We start from the raw sequence: 23,143 nt of genomic DNA on the forward strand, positions 1-23,143 counted from the left end.
GCGGCAAAAGACTAGGCTTAAGATTTAATTTAATTGCTGGAATCTATAACATGGAGCTGAGTAAAAAATGACTTATGAAAGAACTCTATTCTTATTTAGTTAATAAATTTTATTTAAATTAATAGCTTAAAGTAATATTTGAGATTTTTTTATTTTAAATTTTTTAATATCGATAGAGAGCAATGAGTTAAATTGTTAATTTTATCTTTATAATTATTCATGAATAATTTATTAACTTTTATCGTAATAAAAGCTAATAACTTAGATTAAAGAGTGAAAGTCGAGAAACTAAGACGTCATTCCATCTTAGTTTCTTATTGCAGAAGCTGATGTAAATGCTTAATCACGCTTTAATTGAGTAGAGCCGATCCAATGTTTTGAAAATTGGAATGCAGAACGACCTGAGCGTTGACCTCTGGCTTGGCACCAACGTAGCGCTTCAGCACGTACTTCAGGTGTCATTTCAATATCAGATTTTTTTAAGTAGTGCTCTACAATCTCTAAATAAAGATTTTGATCCATCGGGTAGAATGAAAGCCAAAGACCAAAACGATCAGACAATGAGATTTTTTCTTCGATCGCTTCTTGCGGATGTAATTCAGTATATTGAGGCACGTCCACTTTAGTGATCGGGGTGTTTTCATGCATAAATTCTGGGAGTAGATGGCGGCGGTTACTGGTCGCATAAATAATAAAGTTGCCAGAACCTGACTCTAGTGAACCATCTAACACACTTTTTAAGCTACGATAATTTTCGTCTTCAGCATTAAAGGCTAAGTCATCGCAATAGACGATAAATTTTTCAGAACGACCTTCAATAATTTTTTGTATTTCTGGTAGGTCTGACAGATCATCACGCTCAATTTCAATGATGCGTAAACCACGGTCAGCATATTTAGACAGTAAAGATCTCACAATAGATGATTTTCCGGTTCCACGAGATCCTGTCAATAAAATATCGTTTGCAGGTAAGCCTTGTAAAAATTGTTCAGTGTTTTGCAGTATTTTTTCTTTTTGTTTTTCGATACCTTTTAGATCATCAAGATGAATCATTTTAGGTTTTTGAATGGCGATTAACCGTTTATTTTGCCATTTGTATCCTAGTGCTGAGAAATCAATTTCCTGACTCGGTTCAGATAATGTGTGATTAAGTTGGTCAATAAGTTGAGAAATTTTTGTTAACAGTTGATCTGGTAGTTCTAGAGTCGCCATAGGTATTCGTGAAATACAATTCAATAAAATCAAGTTTAATCTACATGATGACGACAGCGATGTGAACTGATCTAAGGGATAAATCTATGATGACTGGTCGATACAAGAAATAAATTTTATTAAGTTGATTATTTTGTGCTTTTTTTGCATAGTTTAAAAACTGAACAAAACTAATTGAACTAATAAAAATCAAAGGACTAGCTCAATGATTTTAGGCACTCGTAGTCAAATTAATCCGCATCAAGCGTATCGAATTAAAAAAATGCAACATGAGCTTGAACGTGCGGAGAGCTATGAAGAGTGGAAAGACATTGCCTTAAAGCTGGATGAGGAGACGGGCGCTCAGGAATGGAAGTTTGATAATACTTCACCCTATTTTGATGCTGAAATTATATCGCATCGTTTAAATCTCTTACGCCGTTACAAGCTGAATCATCGTGTAATTGATCTTATCTATATTTTGCGAGAAGGCCTGAGTCATGATGTCGCTAATATTGGTCATCCTATGCTGTTCACACAAACATATATTGGCACTAAAAAACTTATTGAGGACTATATTGAAGAGGTTTCACAGAGTTTAATTTATATCGCTTCAGATGAATGTTCGGGTTTGACGCATCAAGAAAAATTCGATTTTTTTAAAAATTGTCAACTGACCTATGGTCAACCAGCAATGATGTTTTCTGGTGGGGCCTCATTAGGTTTGTTTCATACAGGCGTGTGTAAGGCGCTGATGGAACAAGATTTGATGCCGAAAGTTTTATCAGGTTCGAGTGCTGGTGCGTTAATGACGGCGATGTTAGGCGTTTCTGATCAAAAAGATATTGATCAGCTGCTGACAGGAGAGAGCTTTTATAGTGAAGCATTCCATTTCAGAAGTTTCAAAGAGTTGCTTAGAGGAAATGGTGGTATTGCTGATGTGCGATATCTTAAGAAATTTTTAGTGGAAAATTTAGGGGACTTAACGTTTCAAGAAGCGTATGAAAAGTCTGGGCTTGATATCAATATCAGTGTCGCACCTTATGATGTCGCTCAGGAAGATGCTCGTATCATGAACAAATATACTGCACCAGATTTACTGGTGTGGAGTGCAGTTTTGGCATCATGTGCGGTTCCCATCTTATTTCCTCCAGTTCGACTGACCAGTAAGCGTTATGATGGGGTGCATACACCATACTTGGCAAGTATTCGTTGGGTGGATGGCAGTGTGAGAAGTGATTTTCCACAAGAGAAAATGGCTCGTCTTTACAATATTAATTACACCATTGCCAGTCAGGTGAATCCACATATTGTGCCATTCATGCAAAGTGATGCGGAACGTTTTAGAACAGATCTGCTCAGCTGGCCGCAACGTTTAGTGCGTAAACATGGTAAAACGATTGCGATGGATGTCATGAATTTCACTCGTGACCGAATGGGCAGTGTGCCGACGATTAGACGACTATTGGATCACGGTTATGGTATTGTTGATCAGCGTTATTATGGGGATTTAAATATTGTAGGTAATTATAGTCTGCGACATTATCATTATATGTTACAAAATCCGCGACCTCATTTGTTTAAAGTCCTTCAAAGAGAAGGGGAACGGGCAACTTGGTCAAAACTGTCCAGTATTGAAACACATGCGCGTATAGGAAAAACCATTGAACATTGTTTGGATATGCTGACGCAACTGAAACAGCAAAATGAATCTCTTGAAAAACAATCTACAGTGGCAAACCATTCAGCCTCTGCTCAGGCAACCAGTTAATTCTCAACAAAGTCAGCAGTATGGTCGTCTAATTTATTGTATCGAAATAGACGACCAAACGTATTGGGTTAAGCGACAACAGCAGGGTATCAGTTCACAGCATGAGCAGTGGTTCGACAATGAGATAAAACACTACCAATCACTCAGTACTGGCTCTTCAAAGATCTTAGTGCCGTTTGAGATCGTGTATGACGAAAACAGTAGATTCAATACACCTACATCAAAACATGATTCTTCATCATTGATTCTGATTGAAAATGCGGCGCCGCTATTTGAAGTAGAAAATTCTGTGAATACTCAAATGCAGACATCTCGACAAAATGAGTTTTCAAATGTGGTCAATTTATTATTACAAAGTTTAGATGCATTACTATTGATTCATGAGCAAGGATTGGTTCATGCAGATCTCAAAAGAGAACATTTTAGAATATTGAATGGTCAACCCAAATTAATTGATTTTGAACAGATGTTTCACTTTGAGTGCCATCCTCAAGTTTCTACGCATGGAACACCAAGGTATATGGCGCCTGAGTTGTTTCATGGTGAATTAAAATCACAAGCATCTGATATATATGCACTCGGCATTATTTGGTTGGAATGGTTAAATCAGTACTCAATCCGTAAAAAAAGCTATATGGATTGGGCAAAATGGCATTGTCAGCAATTAAAAGTTGAAATTATTAAGCCTTTTTCTGACTTAACACCAGTACTCCAGCAGATGTTGATGAAAAATAAATCACAAAGATTGGACAATATTTATCAATTAAAACAGATATTAAGCGAATTTGTCTAAAGAAAAACCAGTAAAATGGATAATTGTTTTATATTTAGTCAAACAATAAGGTTTTTCAAAAAAAGGGCTTGTCATGAGATAATGATCTCTATAATATACACAGCCATCGGGGACGTGGCGAAATTGGTAGACGCACTGGATTTAGGTTCCAGCGCCGCAAGGTGTGAGAGTTCGAGTCTCTCCGTCCCCACCAAGTAATTTACTAGGTGGAACGACCGAAGTAGGTGAAATAGAGGATTGGTGTAATGGTAGCATGACGGTCTCCAAAACCGTTCGTCAAGGTTCGAATCCTTGATCCTCTGCCAAGTTTTATGAAGCTCACTAATATGATTGAGTATTCAAAGGGGACGTGGCGAAATTGGTAGACGCACTGGATTTAGGTTCCAGCGCCGCAAGGTGTGAGAGTTCGAGTCTCTCCGTCCCCACCATATTAAGGCAAGGTTTGATACCTTGCTTTTTTATTGCCTATATTTTTATATAAAAACAGACTGAAAACTGAAATATATAAATATAAAAAATCGCCTACAAAGAGGCGATGTTAATATTTAGATGATCTATTTAGTATTCATTCCGTTGAATTAAGCTGAAATTAAGCCTTTAAGTGATCCTCGAATTCTTCACCTAATTGCATTGCCAGAGTATTTCCAGATAAGTCACATGTCACTAAACCATATTCTTTTTTAAAGCTGAAAGTGAAGCCTTGGTTATCCTTTAAATTTCGAACGGAATAACCTAATTTTTCTAACCAAATTCTGAATGCAATTAAATTTTTTGCTTTGACCACTTTCTTCATGAGACAACTCCTTTGACTAATGAAATATTAATAAGGTTAATGATGGTCTTTTTAAAGGGCTTGACCATAAATTAATGTAAATTTATTGTAATTTAATAAAAATGTATATATTTCATGCGATTGAAAGAAAAAATTTGATCAATTTTTTATGAAGTGTTGAAGTAAAGAATAGAAAATTTTATCTGAAAGGGATAAAAAACTGAGCGAATGTCGCTCAGTAATAAACATCTGTAATTTGAATAGATAATGCTAAATTTAGAAATTATCTTTCATTTCCCGAATACGTTTAAATTCTTCAGCACTGTTGACGCGCAAGAAAGGATTGGTCTCAAGTTCAATTTCAATGGTGGAAGGTAAGGTTATTTGATTTTGATCTCGAAGTTTCTGAACTTGCTCAAATCGTTCTTGCAGTGCCTTATTCTCAGGTTCTACATGTAAAGCGAATTGGGCATTTGAGAGCGTGTATTCATGGGTACAGTAGACTTGAGTTCTTGGAGGGAGCGCTGACAGTCGGTTAAGTGATTGATACATTTGTTCAGCAGTTCCTTCAAAAAGGCGTCCGCATCCCATTGCAAATAAGGTATCTCCGCAGAATAAACTGTCGATTTCATCTGCAAATATTGCGATATGACCTAAGGTGTGGCCAGGAACAGCGATGACGTCAAGCTTTAAGTCATTAAAATAAAATTCATCATCATGATTGAGTGGACAACTGATAAATGGAATTTTAGATAATTCTTCGCGTGGACCATAAACTTCAATATTTTTTTCCGCGATTAACTCTGGTACACCACCAATATGGTCTTTATGCCAGTGGGTAAGCCATATTTGCTTAAGTGTTAAACCATTCGAGTCACAATAGTTGACCACCAAATTGGCTTCTGTAGGGTCTATCACTGCAATTTCTTGGGTTTCAGTATCTTCAATAATCCATATATAGTTTTGTAGCGCATTGTTAACATCAATTACGCGAACTTGATAACGCATCCTAAACGATCCTAAAGCATGTGACTTATTTGATCTCATCCTAGATCAAGCTTATCAAATTGTAAAATTCACCCAAATTTTAAACAGCGATGTATTGTAAATATTGATTTCGAATTTGATGAGGTGCATTGTTGTTAGCTTAAGATTATCTGATCTGATGAACTAATTTCGAGTAAAAAGTAAATGATGATAAAAGTGAGATTGAGTGCTTGCATCAGCGCAGTGATGAGTTCGATTGTTCTTGTTGGTTGTATGCAGAACTCTCAAGTTGGTCAACTGCAAAAGTCTCAGTTATACGAGCGTCCAAGCAGCTGTAAGGTCAATGAGACAATCGAACGTAAAGCGGTTCCTCAAACACCTAACCAAATGAGCCTTCCGAGTTTTGGGCAAGGGGTTATCGGTTGGGCAACAGGTCCAGAAGGTGCTCAAGCACGCTTAGAAAGTGTATCTAAGCAAGACATCCATCAGTTTAAAGCTCAAGGTGTTAGTTTGGAAATGATACGCGATTGGCAAGCGTTTTATAAGCATGAAGCAAAGCGTAATCCATGCAATCCAACTGCGCCGTTACGTGCGCAATTAATGGAAAAAATCGCTTCACTTTGGATGGATTGATATTAAAAAAGATCTCATTTGAGATCTTTTTTTAAATTTACTATCGCATTTTGGCGAGTTTTTCACCTGTCATTTGCACCAATTGAACTAATACTAAAAGCACAATAACAGTGAGTATAACGACACTGGTATCAAAGCGTTGATAACCATAGGAGATCGCAAGATCACCAATGCCACCTGCACCGACAGCGCCAGCCATGGCTGTTGCACCAATTAAGCTGATTGCAGCTGTAGTTAAATTGAGAATGAGGGAACTGCGTGCCTCAGGTAGAATAAATTTGAAAATAATTTGTAGGGGTGTTGCGCCCATAGCTTGCGCTGATTCCACGATGCCTTCGTTGACTTCAAGGAGTGAAGTTTCAACCAGACGACCAATATAAGGGCCTACATAAATGGTTAAAGGAACAATAGCTGCCCATGTCCCAATAGAAGTACCCACAATCATTTTTGTTAGTGGAATAACCGCGATCAGGAGGATAATAAACGGGAGGGAGCGTAATGCATTTACAATAGGGTTTAATCCATAGTAAATCACACGATTGGCTAAAATCCCGTTTGGTCGTGTAACAAGTAGGGTTATTCCTTGAATTAAACCCCAAATCGTACCGAATAGCATTGCAAAGAAAACCATATGAAAGGTTTCTTGTAGGGCTGTCACAAATTGATCAATTGAAAGCGAGCTTTTCCAAAAAGGTTCAGTAATTTCTGTTAGCCATTGAACAATCATATCTCTCATGCACGTACTCCTGATTGCTCAACTTTAACGCCATGTTGTTGGAAAAAGCTGATGGTTTCTTGAATAATGTCTGGATCACCCAGTAATTGCACAAACATTTGTCCAATCACAGCGCCATTAATTTCGGTCATGTTGGCAAATAAAATATTGAGACTAATATCAAATCGTTTGATGGCAGCTTGTACAACAGTTTCTTGTGCTGAAGTACCTAAGAACTGCAAGCTATAAATACTGTGGTGATTTTGATTTTCTAAGTTATTTAAAATATTGATAGGTAATTGCTGCTGTAAAACAGTTTGAATAAATGTTTTGGTCGTCGGGTGTTGAGGTTGACTAAAGATATCGAGAGTACTGCCGTGTTCAATCACTTTGCCTTGTTCCATAACTGCAACAAAGTCGCAAATCGACTCAATAACATCCATTTCGTGCGTAACCATGACAATCGTGATGCCTTGCTCTTGATTAATTTTTTTTAAAAGGGCTAGTACAGATTTTGTCGTTTGAGGATCAAGCGCTGATGTTGCTTCGTCACAGAGTAGAATTTTTGGATGATTGGCAAGTGCCCGAGCGATACCTACACGCTGTTTTTGACCACCAGAAAGCTCATCTGGAAAAGCATCGCGTTTATGTTCTAAATCGATAAACTCAAGTAGCTCATCTAAGCGTTTTAGACGCTCAGCTTTACTCCAGCCAAGGAGTTTCATTGGCATTTCAATATTGGCTGCAACGGTTTTGGTTTGCAATAAATTGAAATGTTGGAAAATCATACCAATATTGGCGCGTTCTTGACGTAATTTTGAAGCGCTCAAAGCAGTGAAATCTTGACCGTGGATGATCATTTGACCTTGATTGGGTCTTTCTAGTAAATTGATCAAACGGATCAGTGTACTTTTACCTGCACCACTATAGCCTATAATTCCGAAGATACTTCCATCTGGAATCGTCAGATTAATATTGTCTAAGGCGTGAATAGTTTGGCCTTTGAGCTGATAATGTTTACTAATATTTTTAAATTCAATCATAACGTCAAGAACTATTAAAAATGAAAAACAGGCAAATTAAATTTGCCTGTTAAAAATACAGAAGTCTAGAATTATTGAGCTTCTGTGAGATATGTTGTTGGTTTATCAACATTAACCTTAGTGCCACCAAAGTTTTCTTTCACATATTGCTTAACTGCATCTGTATGATATAGCTGACCCACCTTTTGCAATACAGGATCATTCTGACGGCTTTCAGCTACAGCCAGTACATTCACATTCATTTTTGTACTTTGATCGATTGGCTCGTAGTAGATCGCATCTTTTAATACGTTCAGACCACCTTCCATTGCTAAGGTGTTGCCTAATACAATGGCATCCACTTCATCTTTCACACGTACCGCAGTTGCCATTTGAATCGGTTTAATGGTGATTTGTTTAGGATTCTCAGTTACATCAGAAGTTGTGCCTTTGACATTGTCAAATTGAGGTTTTAACTTTACTAAACCAGCAGATTGCAATAATAAAAGGGCACGTGATTCATTAGCACCATCGTTTGGAATTGCAATGGTCGAACCTGTTTTGAAATCATTTAAATTTTTAACTTTGCTTGAGTAAATCCCCATTGGCTCAAGATAAGTCGTAGATAATGGCGCAATTTTTTGAGTATTGGCATCATTGTATGCAACCATATATGCATATGATTGGAAGGCATTGATATCAATCTCTTTATTGGCTACCGCAGTGTTCATTGAAACATAATCAGTAAAGTTTTTAACATCTAACTTTAAACCTGCAGCTTCAGTTTCTGGCAATTTTGCAATGAACTTCCAGATATCTGCATCTGAACCTGTAGAAGCGATTGTAATGGTTTGAACTGAATCTTTATTCGTGTTGTTTGCAGCGGTTTCTGGAGCATCTTGTTTTGAGCATCCAGCGATACCCACTGATAGGCCCAAAACTAAACCAAGAATTTTCTTCATGATATTTCCTGAGTATGTTGAAACGATCTTCAACTTACATATGCAGTGAGGTGAATAGTGAAATGAACTGTCCTTGTTTCAAGAGCACTTCAAGCTATTCATCTGTTAGAGATAATTCGGTATTTAGCTATCAATAATTTAAGCATTGATAACAAAAAAGTTGGTTGATGATAACAATTTTTTTTTATTCAATATAGTGATGTTAATGAACTAGCTTAGCATAAAGCGTCATATACAATTTATGAGAATGTATAAATAAACTTTAAATATCATACTTATAATTTGAGTGTTTAAAATTAGAAAGACCCGTTATCAGCCGAACACCTTATAATGATTTAATATATCAATATGAAAAATATGGATTTAATTTAATTTAGAAATTTGCTTGGTAAGATCATTATTGTATTTCTGCCGATATTGGCTAGGGGGCATACCAAACCAACGCTTGAATGCTCGTCTGAAATTTGAGGCATCGTGATAATTAAGAAGCATACCAATTGTTTCAATCGTGAGTTGCGTATGCTCAAGAAAATAAGCACTTTGCTGTGCAAGCACCTGATCTTTGACTTCTTTAAAGGTTAAACCTTCTTTTTCTAAATGACGAGCTAAGGTTCGTTTGCTCATGAATAATGAAGCGGCAATCTCAGATTCATTTTTGGGATCTGATAAATGCTCAATCAGTATTTTTTTGACACGAAACTGATAAGTATTTTGGGGTGTAAGAAGTTCCTTAAGTACATTTTCACATTGTTTTTTTGCAATGAGATAGTTCTCCTGACTTGCTGAAGCATTCGGGATTTTACACACAGATAAAGGTATCTGAATGCCATCAAAAGATTGTGAAAATGCGAAATCACATTGAAAAATTTTTGTATAAGCAGCATGGTAAGCAGGTTTAGGATAGCTAAAAAGCAACTTCGCCTCAGTTAATGGCTTACCTAAAATAAATTCAGCACACTCTTTAAATACCACCATGCAAGACTCGATCATGCTTTGATATACAAGGGTGGAGCAATCGATATTAAATTGAATTTTACAATTCATCTGCTGATCACGCATTTCGAGAATGACTTCTGCAAATCCAATTCGAGTAGGTAGATAATGTTGAATCGCTTCAAGTGCAGCATAAAGGTTTGGGCAACTGTGCATCAAAAAGCCCATTGCGCCATGAGTCGTTGGTTTAAGGCGATGTCCAAGTTCTAAACCGAAGTCGGGAACATCTGCCATGTTCAATGCATTGTCAAATATACGAATAAAATCAGATGCTGAAATCCGGGAATCTTCCTGTTGAATAAATTCAGCAGTCAGAGATGTGTCATTCAATAAAGTTGGGAATACACGCAGCCCACCTCCCAATTGTTGCGCAATGATTCTGACATATGCGCAGGGAATCAATGCCCGAATTGCATTATCGTCCTGATTGCTATGTTCTATTCCTTTAGACATCATACATAAGTCCAGATAGCGTGATATTGATCATTCTTAAATCTAGCCTCATTAGAGCTGCTAATTTGAATAAAAAGAATGTCAAAAAATGACTTATTAATGTCAAAAAATGACCTGATTGTGTATTTTTAAAATTCTATGCTCAAACTTAGATCATCAGCTTAATGGAATAAAGGCTGAATATAAATTTAAAGATGAGATCACATAGGACACATTGTCATGAATAATTTAGTCAAAAAAATGAATGCTGTTCGAGTAGATTTGGTGAATTTTAGCGCTCGCTATATTCCCTTAGAAAATCATATCAAAGCTGCCCATGTATACCATAAATTAAAAAGTAGCCTATTCAAGAATCCTGATTTTGATCACATTGAAGAAATTCAACTTCCAGATCCAAATGTTTGCCCCTTACAAGAGCTTGATGTCAGTAGCCCTTTTTTATACAAGCAAGGTGTATGGAAGGATACTTTTAAGCGATTACGGAAAGATGCGCCGATACATTATCAATCAAACAGTTTATTTGGTCCTTTTTGGTCGATGACACAGTACGAAGATGTCATGTACGTTGATAAAAATCATCAGCTCTTTTCTTCAGAACCGATCATTATGTTGGGTGAGCAACCGCAAGGTTTAGAGCTTGAAATGTTTATTGCGATGGATCCACCGAAGCATGATATTCAGCGTAAAGCTGTGCAGGGGGTTTTTGTACCTAAAAACTTAAAAGACATGGAAAGCTTAATTCGGACACGGACCCAAGACGTACTTGATCAATTGCCTTTAAATGAAGCTTTCGACTTTGTAGATCGAGTTTCAATTGAACTGACCTCAAGAATGTTGGCGACATTGTTAGATTTTCCTTACGAAGAACGCCGTAAATTGGTCTATTGGTCTGAAATTGCATCTTCATCCCCAGGTACGACAGGCGGCACGATGACCATTGAAAATACTTTTGATGGTCTAAAAGGAATGGTGAGAGATTTGTCACAACTTTGGCATGATAAGGCTGCACGTATAGAAGCAGGTGAGGCTTCAAGCTTTGACTTGATGAGTATGCTTATTCGGAGTGATGAAACAAAGGATCTGATTCAGCGGCCATTAGAGTTTCTGGGGAATTTGGCATTATTAATCGTAGGCGGGAATGATACGACTCGTAACTCGATGTCGGGCGGGGTTTATGCAATGCATTTGTTCCCTCAGGAATTAGACAAGCTGAAAAATAATCCTGATCTGTTGCCTAATATGGTTAGTGAGATTATTCGTTGGCAGACACCATTGGCGTATATGCGCCGTGTAGCGACTCAAGATCTAATTTATAAAGGTCAGTATATCCGCAAAGGTGACAAAGTTGTTATGTGGTATGCGTCTGCTAACCGTGATGAAACTGTGTTTGAAAATGCAGATGAATTTCGTATTGATCGTGAAAATGTGAAAAAACATCTATCATTTGGTTATGGAATTCATCGCTGTATGGGTAGTCGTTTGGCTGAGATGCAATTGACTATTCTTTGGGAGGAGATTCTCAAACGTTATGACAGAATTGAAGTGCTTGAAACACCTGAGATTGTTCAGTCTAATTTTGTTCGTGGATATTCTAAGATGATGGTAAAGCTGCATCCAAAGTTAGAATCTAAATAGTCCAAAATCCCTCATACTAGATGAGGGATGTTTTTATGTATCGTGAAAAAGAGGTTGGATTTGATCATAAATTATAACTCAAGCATCTACACACATTTGGATAAATGGAGCAGTGTCAGCGTCTTGCCGTTGGCCGAAGATGAGGCGAGGGGTTTGCAGAAAAATTTTCATATAGATAGGAATTAATAAATGATATTTTATTAGATTGTAGAAAGTTAAATATTTACAAGCTAAGAAAATGTTCACAGAAATTCATCAGTTTTTTGAAGAAAATTTGAAAGATTATTCTAATTTAAATCAAAATGATTTAATTATTGAAACGAAAATGATTAGTTTTGCTAAAGATAGAGGGATTTCTATAGCTGGGGTGGTAAAAGGTGATCCGAGTAGGTTTATTGAATTAGGTTGGTTAACTGTAGATAGCAATAACTTATTTCATCCATTTAGAATATATCCATTTTTGAGGGCAGTACAGCTATGTAAGCTAAGACACACTGTAACCTCATCAATTAATCGTGATTCATTTCAGGATTTTTTAAGGCGTGTAAGTGACTCTTTACCTTCTTTAGAGTTAATTGAAGCTGAAGTACAGCTAGCTAATCAAATTAGTAATTTAGCTATACTCTTAGAACCAATATATTGGCCTAAGATCACGAATAAAACAAAACTTAGATTTCCATATTGCTCAACTCCAGAAGAGTTTGATGAGACATTATTTCCTTATAAAAATAAAATTTTAGCTTATGTTAAGACTTTGGATATCGAAACTTGGCGGTCAAATCATGAAAAATTAAGAATAGGAGCTGCAAAACTCGATGATAACTATGAATTGTATATGATGCTCCGTTTAGCACCTTGGACTAAAAGGGAAAAAATCACCGGGAATATTGGTGGTGCTTTGTGGCTTAGACATATTGCTGAAGTTATACGATTAGCATTTCAAGAAGCGCATGGTGTTCAATGGGCTGAAGAATATGAAGCATTTGGTTTTTGGCATGAAGGTGCTAGAACAAAATTATATGGATCAGAAAGGCCGATTGAAAATGGACTCACCACTAGACCTCGCCTTGCTTTCGAATTTGGATTACACACTGGTAGCACAATAAGATGGTATTTAGAGGGCGAAACTGAGTATCAAGCGGCATTACATATTTTACCAAAAGCTGCTCTTGCTGGTATTGAATTCATTAATTTAAAAGGTGTTTTTCAGGAAAATGCAAATGCACCAATGCGACTCGAAGATCATTTGAAAAGTGACAGAGAATTAAAAAGATTCAGCTTTATTTCTTTTGATGGTGATGTTTCAAGAAATGTTAGCTTTTTTGGAAAACAATTAGAAAAAAATAATATTGTTGGTTACATCAATGTTAATTATCCTGATTTTGAGTTTGAAAACTTTACATTAAATGAGCTTATTGAAATAGCAATTTCATTAGATGAAAAGCTAGGGTTTAATTCTGAGAGATTGAGATCAGGAGATAGAGAAAGTATTAAGTCTGGGAAAGCCTTTGAAAAATATTATAGAGAATATTCAGATCGTAAAAATTCATTAAAAGGTAAGGAGTGGGGTGAAGCTTTAGCTAGCTACGCTTTAGATAATCCATTAAAAGAAGATACTAATCAGAGACGTACTTTCCTACAAACTATAGATCAAATTTTACATGCAAGACGAGTTTTATATGATTATCAGTATGATGCTTTTAAAATAGATTTAAATGATTTTAAAATTAAAGAGAAAGATGAATCTATATGAAATGTAAAAAACCCCGCACAAAGCGGGGTTTTTTAATACTTAAACTGTATTAAGCATTTTCACGAGCAATCGCGCGGTAACCAATATCTTTACGGTATTGAACGCCGTCAAACGTTACTTTTTGGCAAAGCTCTAAAGCTTTTGCTTGTGCTTCACCAATGGTATTACCAAGTGCAGTCACGCAAAGGACACGACCACCAGCAGTTACGATGTCACCATTCTCATTGGCTTTCGTACCTGCATGGAACACTTTCGCATCTGCCATTTCCGTATCTAAACCAGAAATCACATCGCCATTGCTAGAGGTTTCAGGGTAGCCCTTGGATGCAAGTACGATACCGACAGTTTTACGCTCATCCCATTCAGCTTCTGCAGGAAGTTTACCTTCAATACCTGCTTCAACTAAATCAACTAAAGATGATTTTAAACGCATCATGATCGGTTGAGTTTCAGGGTCACCAAAACGACAGTTAAACTCGATTACTTTAGGCTGACCTTGTTCATCAATCATCAAACCTGCGTATAAGAAACCTGTATAAACGTGCCCGTCTTTTTTCATACCTTCAACGGTAGGACGCATCACTTCATTCATGGTTTTTTCAAAAACTTCAGCCGTCACAACAGGGGCAGGAGAGTAAGCACCCATACCCCCAGTGTTAGGACCTTGGTCACCTTCAAAGATACGTTTGTGATCTTGTGAAGTTGCCATTGGTAAGATGTTATCGCCATCAATCATACAAATGAAAGATGCTTCTTCACCTGCCAAGAATTCTTCAATGACAACGCGTGAACCTGCATCACCAAATTTGTTGCCTGCAAGCATGTCGTCAATCGCATCAAACGCTTCTTGATTGGTCATCGCAACGATCACGCCTTTACCTGCAGCAAGACCATCGGCCTTGATCACGATAGGCGCGCCATTTTTCTCAACAAATGCTTTTGCTGCATCGACTTCTGTAAATACATCATAAAAAGCAGTTGGGATGTTGTGGCGTTTTAAGAAATGCTTAGCAAACGCTTTAGAGCCTTCTAATTGCGCTGCAAATTGGGTAGGACCCCATATTTTCACACCTGCAGCGCGACAAGCATCGACTACACCATTTACAAGCGGTGCTTCAGGACCGACAACAATCAGATCCACGGCATTATTTTTTGCAAAGTCGATAATGGCAGGGTTGTCTAAAATGTTAAGTGCTACATTTTCACATTTTGTTTCTGTTGCTGTGCCCGCATTACCCGGTGCAACAAAAACTTTAGCTACTTTTTCATCTTGAGCGATTTTCCATGCTAATGCATGTTCACGACCGCCATTACCCAAAACTAAAATATTCATCGGTTCATACTCCATGAATCGAAAATGACATAAAGTCCTCAACTAAATGAATAGAAGAGGACTTTAGGCAAGATTAAAAATCTCTTATCAGTGTTATAGGTGACTTATGAGAAGTCATCATGACACGAACCATTAATTAATGACGGAAATGACGCATGCCAGTGAACACCATTGCAATACCTGCTTCGTCAGCAGCAGCAATCGTTTCTTCATCACGCATTGAACCACCCGGTTGGATAATACATTTGATACCTGCTTTAGCGGCATTATCAATACCATCACGGAATGGGAAGAATGCGTCAGATGCCATTACTGCACCTTCAACGACTAAGCCTGCATGTTCAGCTTTAATCGCAGCAATACGAGCAGAGTTTACGCGGCTCATTTGACCTGCGCCGACACCAATCGTTTGACGGTTTTTAGCATAAACAATCGCGTTTGATTTAACGTATTTCGCAACTTTCCAAGCAAAGATCATGTCATCAATTTCTTGTTCAGTTGGGGCACGTTTCGTCACAACTTTAAGATCATCTTTAGTAATCATACCTAAGTCTTGATCTTGAACGAGCAAACCACCGTTTACACGTTTATAGTCCATTTGTGGAGCACGTTCATCAATTGCTGGTAATTCGCCACATACAAGTACACGTACGTTTTTCTTCGCACCTGTAACTTCTAATACACCTTCAGCAACACTTGGTGCAATAATCACTTCAACAAATTGACGATCAACAATAGCTTGTGCAGTTGCAACGTCTAATTCACGGTTAAACGCAATGATGCCACCGAATGCAGATTCTGGATCAGTTGCATATGCAAGGTCATATGCAGCTTTAATACCGTCTAAAGAGACTGCAACGCCACATGGGTTAGCGTGTTTTACGATTACACATGCAGGTTTCGCAAATGATTTTACACATTCAAGTGCTGCATCAGTATCGGCAATGTTGTTATAAGATAATTCTTTACCTTGCAACTGTTTAGCAGTAGAAACAGAGGCTTCAGTTGCAGCAGGGTCAACATAGAATGCAGCAGATTGATGTGGGTTTTCACCGTAACGTAAATCTTGTGCTTTATTTAATTGCGTATTGAATGTACGTGCAAATTGATCAGCTTGACCTTCTTCTTTACCAACGCGAGCGCCTAAGTAAGATGCGATCATACCGTCGTACTGAGCAGTATGTTCAAATGCTTTAACTGCTAAGTCAAAACGAGTCGCATAAGAAAGTGAGCCTTCAGCTTTAAGCTCAGCAACTACAGTCGCATAGTCAGATGCATTTACAACGATACCTACAGACGCATGGTTTTTCGCAGCAGCACGAACCATCGTTGGACCACCGATGTCGATATTTTCAATCGCATCAGCAAGTGAGCAGTTAGGTTTTGCAACAGTTGCAGCAAATGGATAAAGGTTTACCACAACTAGATCGATCGCATCGATGTTGTGTTCAGCCATCACAGCTTCATCTAGACCACGACGAGCCAAGATACCACCGTGGATTTTCGGATGAAGTGTTTTTACACGTCCGTCCATCATCTCTGGGAAACCAGTGTGCTCTGAAACTTCGACTACAGCAATATTGTTGTCACGTAACAACTTATAAGTACCGCCAGTAGATAAAATTTCTACCCCTAGAGCAACAAGGTCTTGGGCAAATTCAACAATGCCTGTTTTATCAGAAACAGAGATTAATGCGCGTTTAATAGTCATGATTTAGTCACAGTTATCAAGAATTAAAACAAAAAAGCTAAATAGCAGGTAAAAAAAATGCCCGCGGAAGCCGCAAGCATTTTATCATTTATTCACTCATTAAACCGTGAGCTTTCAACTTTTTACGTAAAGTACCACGGTTAAGGCCTAGAATCTCAGCAGCGCGAGTCTGGTTGCCACGTGTATATTCTAACACTACAGATAAAAGAGGTTTCTCCATTTCTGCTAAAACCATGTCATAAACTTGAGATGGTTGCTCGCCTTGCAATTGTGCAAAATAATGGCGAACTGCGCGATCTACGTGAATACGAAGAGCGACATCAGATTGTGCAGTAAAAATAGGAGATTTGCTATTCATGCGAGTTAATCCGAGAATCAATAATCACTTAGGGTAAAAGTGATTTTGTGGTCAAAATAAAAAAAACGAGGTCCGTTTTAGGTCCTAAAACGGTCGACTCTAAAACAAGAACAATTAGCTTGCCACAACTAGAGCAATTGAGTGAAAAATAAGCGTAACAATAGTTTAATATTTGTTACGGTTCCACATAAAACAAAAAACATCCCTGATGCGCTGAATAAAAAAATTAAGCACATGAACAGAACTGTATTTATTTTGAGAAATTGCGAGGAGTTTGCGGTACAAAGCTTTCGTGGCGCGTATCATACCATTGTCTATGAAAAAGTGAGCAAGAAAACTACATTTTTTTTAATTTTTTTATCGTTTTTTTTGATCTTATGGTCGTATAACTTCCAATTTATAATTGTCAAACTCAGATTGAGAAAAATTTATACTAAATTTGAAACCAAATGGACTATCTTGAGGAATTCGTGTAATTCCATGCAAACTTTCTACTAAATATTCATTGGGTGCTTTAATAGAGGATGAAATCAATTTACCTTGTTGAAAAATGCTTATTTTCAACAGAGGCAGTTTTAGCCCTTTGCTATATTGGTTCACCAAGTGACCTGAAAAAACAGTAGATATCGCTGATGTTGACTCAATATTGAGGTCTTGTACTTTTATATGGGTATAGCGTTCATCAAGCGTGTCACAATTAAATAAGTTACATGCTGATATAAATGCCTGATTTAGCGCAGTTGAGCGTTGCAATACATTTGGGTTAAACCATAAAAATTGAAAAACCAGTAATAACGCTAAAATTGTATTTACGATCGCCCATGTCGCAATATAAAGCCTAGTTCTTGGTTTCGATTGGCTATTGGCATGGATCGATGATGAAAGATTTAAAGATGGGTAATTGGTAATCGGATCATGATTGAACGTATTTAAGTTATTTAAATACGTACGCAAGGTTATGTTTGAATTTGCAACTTTACGATCGAAAATATCCAATAGGTGTTGTTCTTGTTTGGGTTCAATTACATCTTCAGATGGTGAGGTACTGTCTTGGGCTTCTGTGATTAAAGGTTCAATCACTTTCGGTTGAGGATTGAATAGATGTAGAAGCGCATTAAACTCAGCAGAACATTTAGGACAACAAACCATACCCTCGGCAACAGTTAACTGGGTGACTGATACCTTGTAAATTGTGGAGCAATTTGGGCAGCGGGTTTGTTTATCACTCATATCTTAAATTAAGCTCTACTTATTTATGGCGTTTCCCAGAAAGACGGTACCAATTTTCATCACGCTTTTCTTTGTCTAATATATCAAAAAATTCAGCATAAACACGAGAAACATCATCAACTTGCTCTTCAATAATACCGGCTAGTGCGAATTCACCCTCAGGTTGAATGAGTGTTGAAAACTCCTCAGCAAGTGCCATCAGTGGGCCAGCAAGAATATTTGCGACAAATACATCTGCCTTTTGCTCACCGAGTGCTTGATTAAATTCTTCAGGTAAGCCGACATATAAATTTTCGAGAACGCCATTTAATTCAGCATTTTGTTGTGTAGCGAGTACAGCTTGAGGATCAATATCTGTTGCATATACTTTTTTTGCACCAAGCAGTAGGGCAGCAACACCTAGAATGCCAGAACCACAGCCGTAATCGATGACGATTTTGTCTTTTACATCGGTTTTACCTAACCATTGTAGGCAGAGGAATGTTGAAGCATGATTACCCGTACCAAAAGCTAAGCCTGGATCTAATTTAATATTGACCGCATCCGCTTCAGGAGCTTCCATCCATTCAGGAACGATCCAATATTTTTCACCAATTTGAATTGGCTCATATGCATCCATCCAAGTGCGTTCCCACTCTTGATCTTCGATAAACTCAGAACGTAAAGGCGCTTCAGGCATCTGGTCTTTAATGAAAGTTTCTAGTGCGACGACATCGATTTCTTCATCATCTTCTTGAGCGTAAATACCCGTTACGATGACTTTGTTCCAAAGTGGAGTCTCACCTGGAAGTGGTTCTAATAACGCTTGATCCTCTGCATCATCTAGCGTCACACTGACTGCACCAAGAGATAATAATAATGTTTCAGTAAAATCAACTTGTGCTTGATCGACAGTAATATGGATTTGTAACCACTTCACAGTAAAAAAACCTAAATATGCAATACGAGAGTTAGCATTGTACTGTATTCGCTTTAAGAATGCAGATAAAACCTGAAGCATAAATAAAGGCACGATTACAGTGCCTTTAAGATGAGTTGGTTAACTCAATTAATATCAGTTAATTTATGAGTGGTTTCGAGTTAACTCAGCCGGATGGTCTAATGGTGCAAAACGATTCAGCAACATGCCGAAAATAGCAGCGAAGATATACATAAAGATTGAATAAACAGCTGCTGGCATCGCAATTTCGCTGCTATTCATTATCGTGATTGCAATCGCCATGGCCAAAGTACTGTTATGGATACCAATTTCAAAAGCACACGCTCTTGCTTGAAAACTCGGTACACCAAAGAAGCGAGGGAGAAAATAACCGACGCTAAGACTTGCGATACAAAATAACGCTGTCGCCAAACCAATTTGAGCAAGATAATTCATAATGTTGGCACGTTCAGAAAGTACTGCACCGACAATAATTAACACTAAGAATACAACGGCAAAAATACGCACTGGTTTTTCTAGTTTAGTTGCAACATTTGGAAATTTGTAGCGCACAAACATACCGAGGGCAACTGGAATAAGAATAATGGCAAACACTTGTAAAATTTTACTAAATTGTAGACCAATTTGAGTTGAATCCTGAATGAAATGTGTGATTGCAAAATTCACGATAAGCGGCAAGGTCACTGCAGCAATAATGGCATTAATCGCAGTCAAGGTGATGTTGAGGGCAACATCACCTTTGTATAAATAGCTAAATAGATTGGCTGTTGCACCCCCTGGTGAGGCAGCAAGCAACACTAAGCCGACAGCCAAGTAAGGCGAAAGATTGAGTATTTTACATATAATAAATGCAACGCCAACCAAAATGACGAGTTGGGAAAATAATGCGATGAGCACTGCTTTAGGGTGTTTACGAACGCGTAGAAAATCTTGAACAGTGAGTTCAAGTCCTAAACCCGCCATCACAATTGCAAGTGCTAAAGGTAAAAAAATCGTAAGGATCCCTGTGTCCATAAATTCATCCTGAATTTTGTTGTGTTATTTATAAATAGATCGTTATTTTTAATTTGGTTTTATCGTTATCAATAAATAAAAGCAACCAATTTTTCAATTGGTTGCATAAACGGTCGAATTTAAAAAAATAGGTTAAGACGCTTTTGGCATCGGTGGCGCATATCCGAGTGCACATTTGCCTTTATATTCTTGACCTTCAATATTCACGGAAACACTCGCTGCATCAGACTTACAGGCTGAATTAAGCTGCTCTTCATTGCCTTTCAAATCTTTACTTTGGGTAGGGAAAAATTGAGTTTGGCAAGTACCATTCCAAATTATTCCTTTATACGGGAAACTGACAGCATCGCCTTCACTTTTACCCTTACATACGCTTTGGAATTGTTTGGCATTATAGGCATTATCAACTTTGTCATTCGCAATACTCATACTACTTACGCTTAGACCCAAACAACATAACATTGACATCGTAAATAACTGGACTTTCATGTTCGTATACTCTTGTTAAAAAATATGACTTGAATATGTTGAAAAAATAGTCAAATCAATGGAAGGGCAATGCTGTAAATAAATTTTCTAAATTGTTAAAAAATCACTTAAATCTGCAAAATTTATAAATTTTTATATCAAAATGGTTTATATTATTGGACTTCAAAAAAATTAGAATTAAATTGTTCTCGATTGTCTCAAGGCAAACAAAATTTGCTATAATTTTCTGTCATTATTTTTATCTCCTCATATACCACTATGCATTATCCTAAAGTTTACGATGTCATTGTTATCGGTGGCGGACACGCTGGTACAGAAGCAGCGCTTGCTGCGGCACGTATGGGTCGACAGACTTTACTCTTAACTCATAATATTGAGACTTTAGGGCAGATGAGCTGTAACCCAGCGATTGGTGGTATTGGTAAATCACACCTTGTTCGCGAAATTGATGCCTTAGGTGGTGCGATGGCGCTCGCAGCAGACAAGGGTGGTATTCAGTTCCGTATTCTGAACTCACGTAAAGGTGCTGCAGTTCGTGCAACGCGTGCGCAGGCTGACCGTGTACGTTATAAAGCGGCTATTCGCGAAACATTAGAAAACCAAGCCAATCTTGATATTTTCCAACAAGCAGCAGATGACCTCATTGTTGACGGCGATACCGTTAAAGGTGTGGTAACACAAATGGGGATTCGCTTTGATGCGAAAACAGTCGTGTTAACCGCTGGGACATTCTTGGGTGGCGTGATTCATGTTGGTCTTGAGAAATCAAGCGGCGGTCGTGCAGGTGATCCACCTTCAATTTCTTTAGCGCACCGTTTACGTGAGCTTCAATTGCCAGTCGGTCGTTTAAAAACAGGTACGCCACCACGTATTGATGCACGTTCTGTAGATTTCTCTGTCATGACACCACAGCCGGGTGACTTTCCATCACCAACGATGTCATTTATGGGTGATGCATCTATGCACCCAGAGCAAGTCAACTGCTACATCACGCATACCAATGAAAAAACACATGAGATTATCCGTGGCGGCCTAGACCGTTCACCGATGTATACTGGTGTGATTGAAGGTGTAGGTCCACGTTACTGTCCGTCAATCGAAGATAAAATTCATAAATTTGCCGATAAAGATTCTCATCAAGTATTCCTTGAGCCTGAAGGCCTAGATACACATGAACTTTATCCAAATGGTATTTCTACATCGCTTCCATTTGATGTTCAGTTTGAGTTAGTACGCTCAATCCGTGGTATGGAAAATGCGCACATTCTTCGTCCGGGTTATGCGATTGAATATGATTACTTCAACCCACAAGCGTTGAAATTCACTTTAGAGACTAAAGCGATTAATAACTTGTACTTTGCGGGTCAAATCAACGGTACGACTGGTTATGAAGAAGCAGGTGCACAAGGTTTACTTGCAGGCCTGAATGCTGCACGCCGTGCATGGGATCAAGAGCAATGGACACCTAAGCGTGATGAAGCGTACATGGGTGTATTGGTTGATGACTTAATCACATTAGGTACGAAAGAACCGTACCGTATGTTCACATCACGTGCGGAATACCGTTTGATGCTTCGTGAAGATAATGCAGACCAACGCTTGACGCCAATCGGTCGTGAAATGGGTCTTGTGGATGACGAGCGTTGGGCAGCATACTGCGAAAAAATGGAAGCGGTTGAGCGTGAAACAGGTCGTTTACAACATCTTTGGGCTGCACCTAACAATCCAATGGGTAAAAAATTCGTTGAAATGACAGGTGCGGATCTTTCTAAAGAATGTTCTGCGATTGATTTGTTGAAACGTCCGAACATTACTTTTGCTCAAATTGCGGAACTCACTGGTTCTGATGTTTCTGCTCAAGTGGGTGACCAAATTGAGATTGCAGTTAAATATGAGGGTTATATTAACCGTCAGCATCAGGATGTAGCGCAAATGAAGCGCTTAGAAGAGACTAAGATTCCAGCTGATTTTAATTATGACGTGGTATCTGGTTTATCTCGTGAAATTACTTTGAAACTCAAAGAAGTTCGTCCTGAAACTCTTGCTCAAGCAAGTCGTATTCCGGGCGTAACACCTGCTGCTGTTCAATTGGTGATGATTACGATTCGTAAGAATGCACAAACTAAAAAATCTGCTTAAGTCTGTTGCAGTCCAAAAAACCCGCTTGATGCGGGTTTTTTTGATCCTCATATAACGATTTATTCATAAATTAGATAAATAATTTATTATTTACGTTTAACAAGAATATAGATTAATAAATAAATTTTGATTATTTCTCATTCAATGTTGAAGTGGCTATATTGACTCTACGTTCAAAACAAAGAGGAAAGGCCATGACGATGAAGCGTATTCGTTATAATGGTTATGAAATTGCATGCTGCACGATGT

20 protein-coding genes and 3 tRNA genes are annotated in these 23,143 nt (G+C 37.9%); 9 read left to right on the plus strand and 14 right to left on the minus strand.

The features are described from left to right. Nucleotides 1-339: 339 nt before the first annotated feature. Nucleotides 340-1,212 carry an ATP-binding protein gene (locus AC1M9P_RS05670; protein WP_481586969.1) on the minus strand — a complete coding sequence of 291 codons (873 nt, stop codon included), beginning with the start codon at nt 1,210-1,212 and terminating at the stop codon, nt 340-342. A gap of 205 nt (nt 1,213-1,417) precedes the next feature. On the opposite strand from AC1M9P_RS05670, the gene AC1M9P_RS05675 reads away from it, so the two are divergent. The 5 genes from AC1M9P_RS05675 to AC1M9P_RS05695 all read left to right on the plus strand — a co-directional run bounded on the left by AC1M9P_RS05675 (nt 1,418) and on the right by AC1M9P_RS05695 (nt 4,183). Continuing rightward, the gene (locus AC1M9P_RS05675) at nt 1,418-2,962 is read left to right on the plus strand and encodes a DUF3336 domain-containing protein (protein WP_481586970.1); all 1,545 of its coding nucleotides are present in this window, start codon (nt 1,418-1,420) and stop codon (nt 2,960-2,962) included. Beyond that, entirely contained in the window at nt 2,907-3,755 is an 849-nt protein-coding gene (locus tag AC1M9P_RS05680; RefSeq protein ID WP_481586971.1) for a protein kinase domain-containing protein, read from the plus strand. Before AC1M9P_RS05675 ends, AC1M9P_RS05680 begins: the two co-directional genes overlap by 56 nt. 108 nt (nt 3,756-3,863) lie before the next feature. Continuing rightward, a tRNA-Leu gene (locus tag AC1M9P_RS05685) sits at nt 3,864-3,948 on the plus strand. Nucleotides 3,949-3,986: 38 nt separating this feature from the next. Next, nucleotides 3,987-4,060: transfer RNA gene (locus AC1M9P_RS05690), tRNA-Trp, on the plus strand. 38 nt (nt 4,061-4,098) lie between these two features. Beyond that, nucleotides 4,099-4,183: transfer RNA gene (locus AC1M9P_RS05695), tRNA-Leu, on the plus strand. A 161-nt stretch (nt 4,184-4,344) separates the two neighbouring features. On the opposite strand, the gene AC1M9P_RS05700 is transcribed toward AC1M9P_RS05695, so the two are convergent. Beyond that, on the minus strand, nt 4,345-4,548 hold the full coding sequence (locus AC1M9P_RS05700; RefSeq protein ID WP_035267651.1) for a hypothetical protein: 204 nt from the start codon (nt 4,546-4,548) through the stop codon (nt 4,345-4,347). Nucleotides 4,549-4,803: 255 nt separating this feature from the next. Continuing rightward, nucleotides 4,804-5,535 (minus strand): hydroxyacylglutathione hydrolase, encoded by a 732-nt coding sequence (gene gloB, locus AC1M9P_RS05705; RefSeq protein ID WP_481586972.1) that lies wholly within the window; start codon nt 5,533-5,535, stop codon nt 4,804-4,806. Between the two features lie 225 nt (nt 5,536-5,760). Here gloB and AC1M9P_RS05710 point away from each other — a divergent pair, with 225 nt between their 5' ends. After that, the gene (locus AC1M9P_RS05710) at nt 5,761-6,147 is read left to right on the plus strand and encodes a DUF4951 domain-containing protein (RefSeq protein WP_481586973.1); all 387 of its coding nucleotides are present in this window, start codon (nt 5,761-5,763) and stop codon (nt 6,145-6,147) included. Nucleotides 6,148-6,187: 40 nt separating this feature from the next. Here the strand turns inward: AC1M9P_RS05710 and AC1M9P_RS05715 are convergent, their stop codons facing one another. The 4 genes from AC1M9P_RS05715 to AC1M9P_RS05730 all read right to left on the minus strand — a co-directional run bounded on the left by AC1M9P_RS05715 (nt 6,188) and on the right by AC1M9P_RS05730 (nt 10,292). After that, on the minus strand, nt 6,188-6,883 hold the full coding sequence (locus tag AC1M9P_RS05715) for a methionine ABC transporter permease (protein WP_035267644.1): 696 nt from the start codon (nt 6,881-6,883) through the stop codon (nt 6,188-6,190). Then, on the minus strand, nt 6,880-7,905 hold the full coding sequence (locus AC1M9P_RS05720) for a methionine ABC transporter ATP-binding protein (protein WP_481586974.1): 1,026 nt from the start codon (nt 7,903-7,905) through the stop codon (nt 6,880-6,882). The genes AC1M9P_RS05715 and AC1M9P_RS05720 overlap by 4 nt, the downstream gene beginning before the upstream one ends. Nucleotides 7,906-7,976: 71 nt before the next feature. Continuing rightward, nucleotides 7,977-8,846: a MetQ/NlpA family ABC transporter substrate-binding protein gene (locus tag AC1M9P_RS05725; RefSeq protein WP_481586975.1), complete on the minus strand. Its 870-nt coding sequence runs from the start codon at nt 8,844-8,846 to the stop codon at nt 7,977-7,979. A 363-nt stretch (nt 8,847-9,209) separates the two neighbouring features. Beyond that, a complete protein-coding gene (locus AC1M9P_RS05730; protein WP_481586976.1) occupies nt 9,210-10,292 on the minus strand; it encodes an AraC family transcriptional regulator in 1,083 nt (360 codons plus the stop codon). Between the two features lie 219 nt (nt 10,293-10,511). Between AC1M9P_RS05730 and AC1M9P_RS05735 the strand changes: the two genes are divergently transcribed. Together AC1M9P_RS05735 and AC1M9P_RS05740 are read left to right on the plus strand one after the other, a co-directional pair. Beyond that, nucleotides 10,512-11,927, plus strand: coding sequence for a cytochrome P450 (locus AC1M9P_RS05735; protein WP_481586977.1), 1,416 nt, complete (start codon nt 10,512-10,514; stop codon nt 11,925-11,927). Between the two features lie 238 nt (nt 11,928-12,165). After that, nucleotides 12,166-13,680, plus strand: a complete 1,515-nt coding sequence (locus tag AC1M9P_RS05740) for a hypothetical protein (RefSeq protein WP_481586978.1) — start codon at nt 12,166-12,168, stop codon at nt 13,678-13,680. A 49-nt stretch (nt 13,681-13,729) separates the two neighbouring features. Here AC1M9P_RS05740 and purD read toward each other — a convergent pair whose 3' ends face one another. From purD to AC1M9P_RS05775, 7 genes are all read right to left on the minus strand, one after another. Further along, nucleotides 13,730-15,013: a phosphoribosylamine--glycine ligase gene (gene purD / locus AC1M9P_RS05745; RefSeq protein WP_481586979.1), complete on the minus strand. Its 1,284-nt coding sequence runs from the start codon at nt 15,011-15,013 to the stop codon at nt 13,730-13,732. Nucleotides 15,014-15,149: 136 nt separating this feature from the next. After that, nucleotides 15,150-16,724, minus strand: coding sequence for a bifunctional phosphoribosylaminoimidazolecarboxamide formyltransferase/IMP cyclohydrolase (purH, locus tag AC1M9P_RS05750; RefSeq protein ID WP_092766164.1), 1,575 nt, complete (start codon nt 16,722-16,724; stop codon nt 15,150-15,152). Between the two features lie 88 nt (nt 16,725-16,812). Beyond that, nucleotides 16,813-17,082, minus strand: a complete 270-nt coding sequence (fis, locus tag AC1M9P_RS05755; RefSeq protein ID WP_001086304.1) for a DNA-binding transcriptional regulator Fis — start codon at nt 17,080-17,082, stop codon at nt 16,813-16,815. 375 nt (nt 17,083-17,457) lie between these two features. Beyond that, entirely contained in the window at nt 17,458-18,312 is an 855-nt protein-coding gene (locus AC1M9P_RS05760) for a DUF3426 domain-containing protein (RefSeq protein WP_481586980.1), read from the minus strand. A 19-nt stretch (nt 18,313-18,331) separates the two neighbouring features. After that, nucleotides 18,332-19,231, minus strand: coding sequence for a 50S ribosomal protein L11 methyltransferase (prmA, locus tag AC1M9P_RS05765; RefSeq protein WP_481587130.1), 900 nt, complete (start codon nt 19,229-19,231; stop codon nt 18,332-18,334). A gap of 144 nt (nt 19,232-19,375) precedes the next feature. Beyond that, nucleotides 19,376-20,266, minus strand: a complete 891-nt coding sequence (locus AC1M9P_RS05770) for a bile acid:sodium symporter family protein (RefSeq protein ID WP_481586981.1) — start codon at nt 20,264-20,266, stop codon at nt 19,376-19,378. Between the two features lie 132 nt (nt 20,267-20,398). Beyond that, complete coding sequence (locus tag AC1M9P_RS05775) at nt 20,399-20,755, minus strand: hypothetical protein (RefSeq protein ID WP_035267631.1); 357 nt, start codon at nt 20,753-20,755, stop codon at nt 20,399-20,401. A 258-nt stretch (nt 20,756-21,013) separates the two neighbouring features. On the opposite strand from AC1M9P_RS05775, the gene mnmG reads away from it, so the two are divergent. After that, on the plus strand, nt 21,014-22,894 hold the full coding sequence (gene mnmG / locus AC1M9P_RS05780; RefSeq protein ID WP_035267630.1) for a tRNA uridine-5-carboxymethylaminomethyl(34) synthesis enzyme MnmG: 1,881 nt from the start codon (nt 21,014-21,016) through the stop codon (nt 22,892-22,894). Nucleotides 22,895-23,143: the final 249 nt, after the last annotated feature.

It is taken from the genome of Acinetobacter sp. 25-47-122, assembly GCF_056779695.1.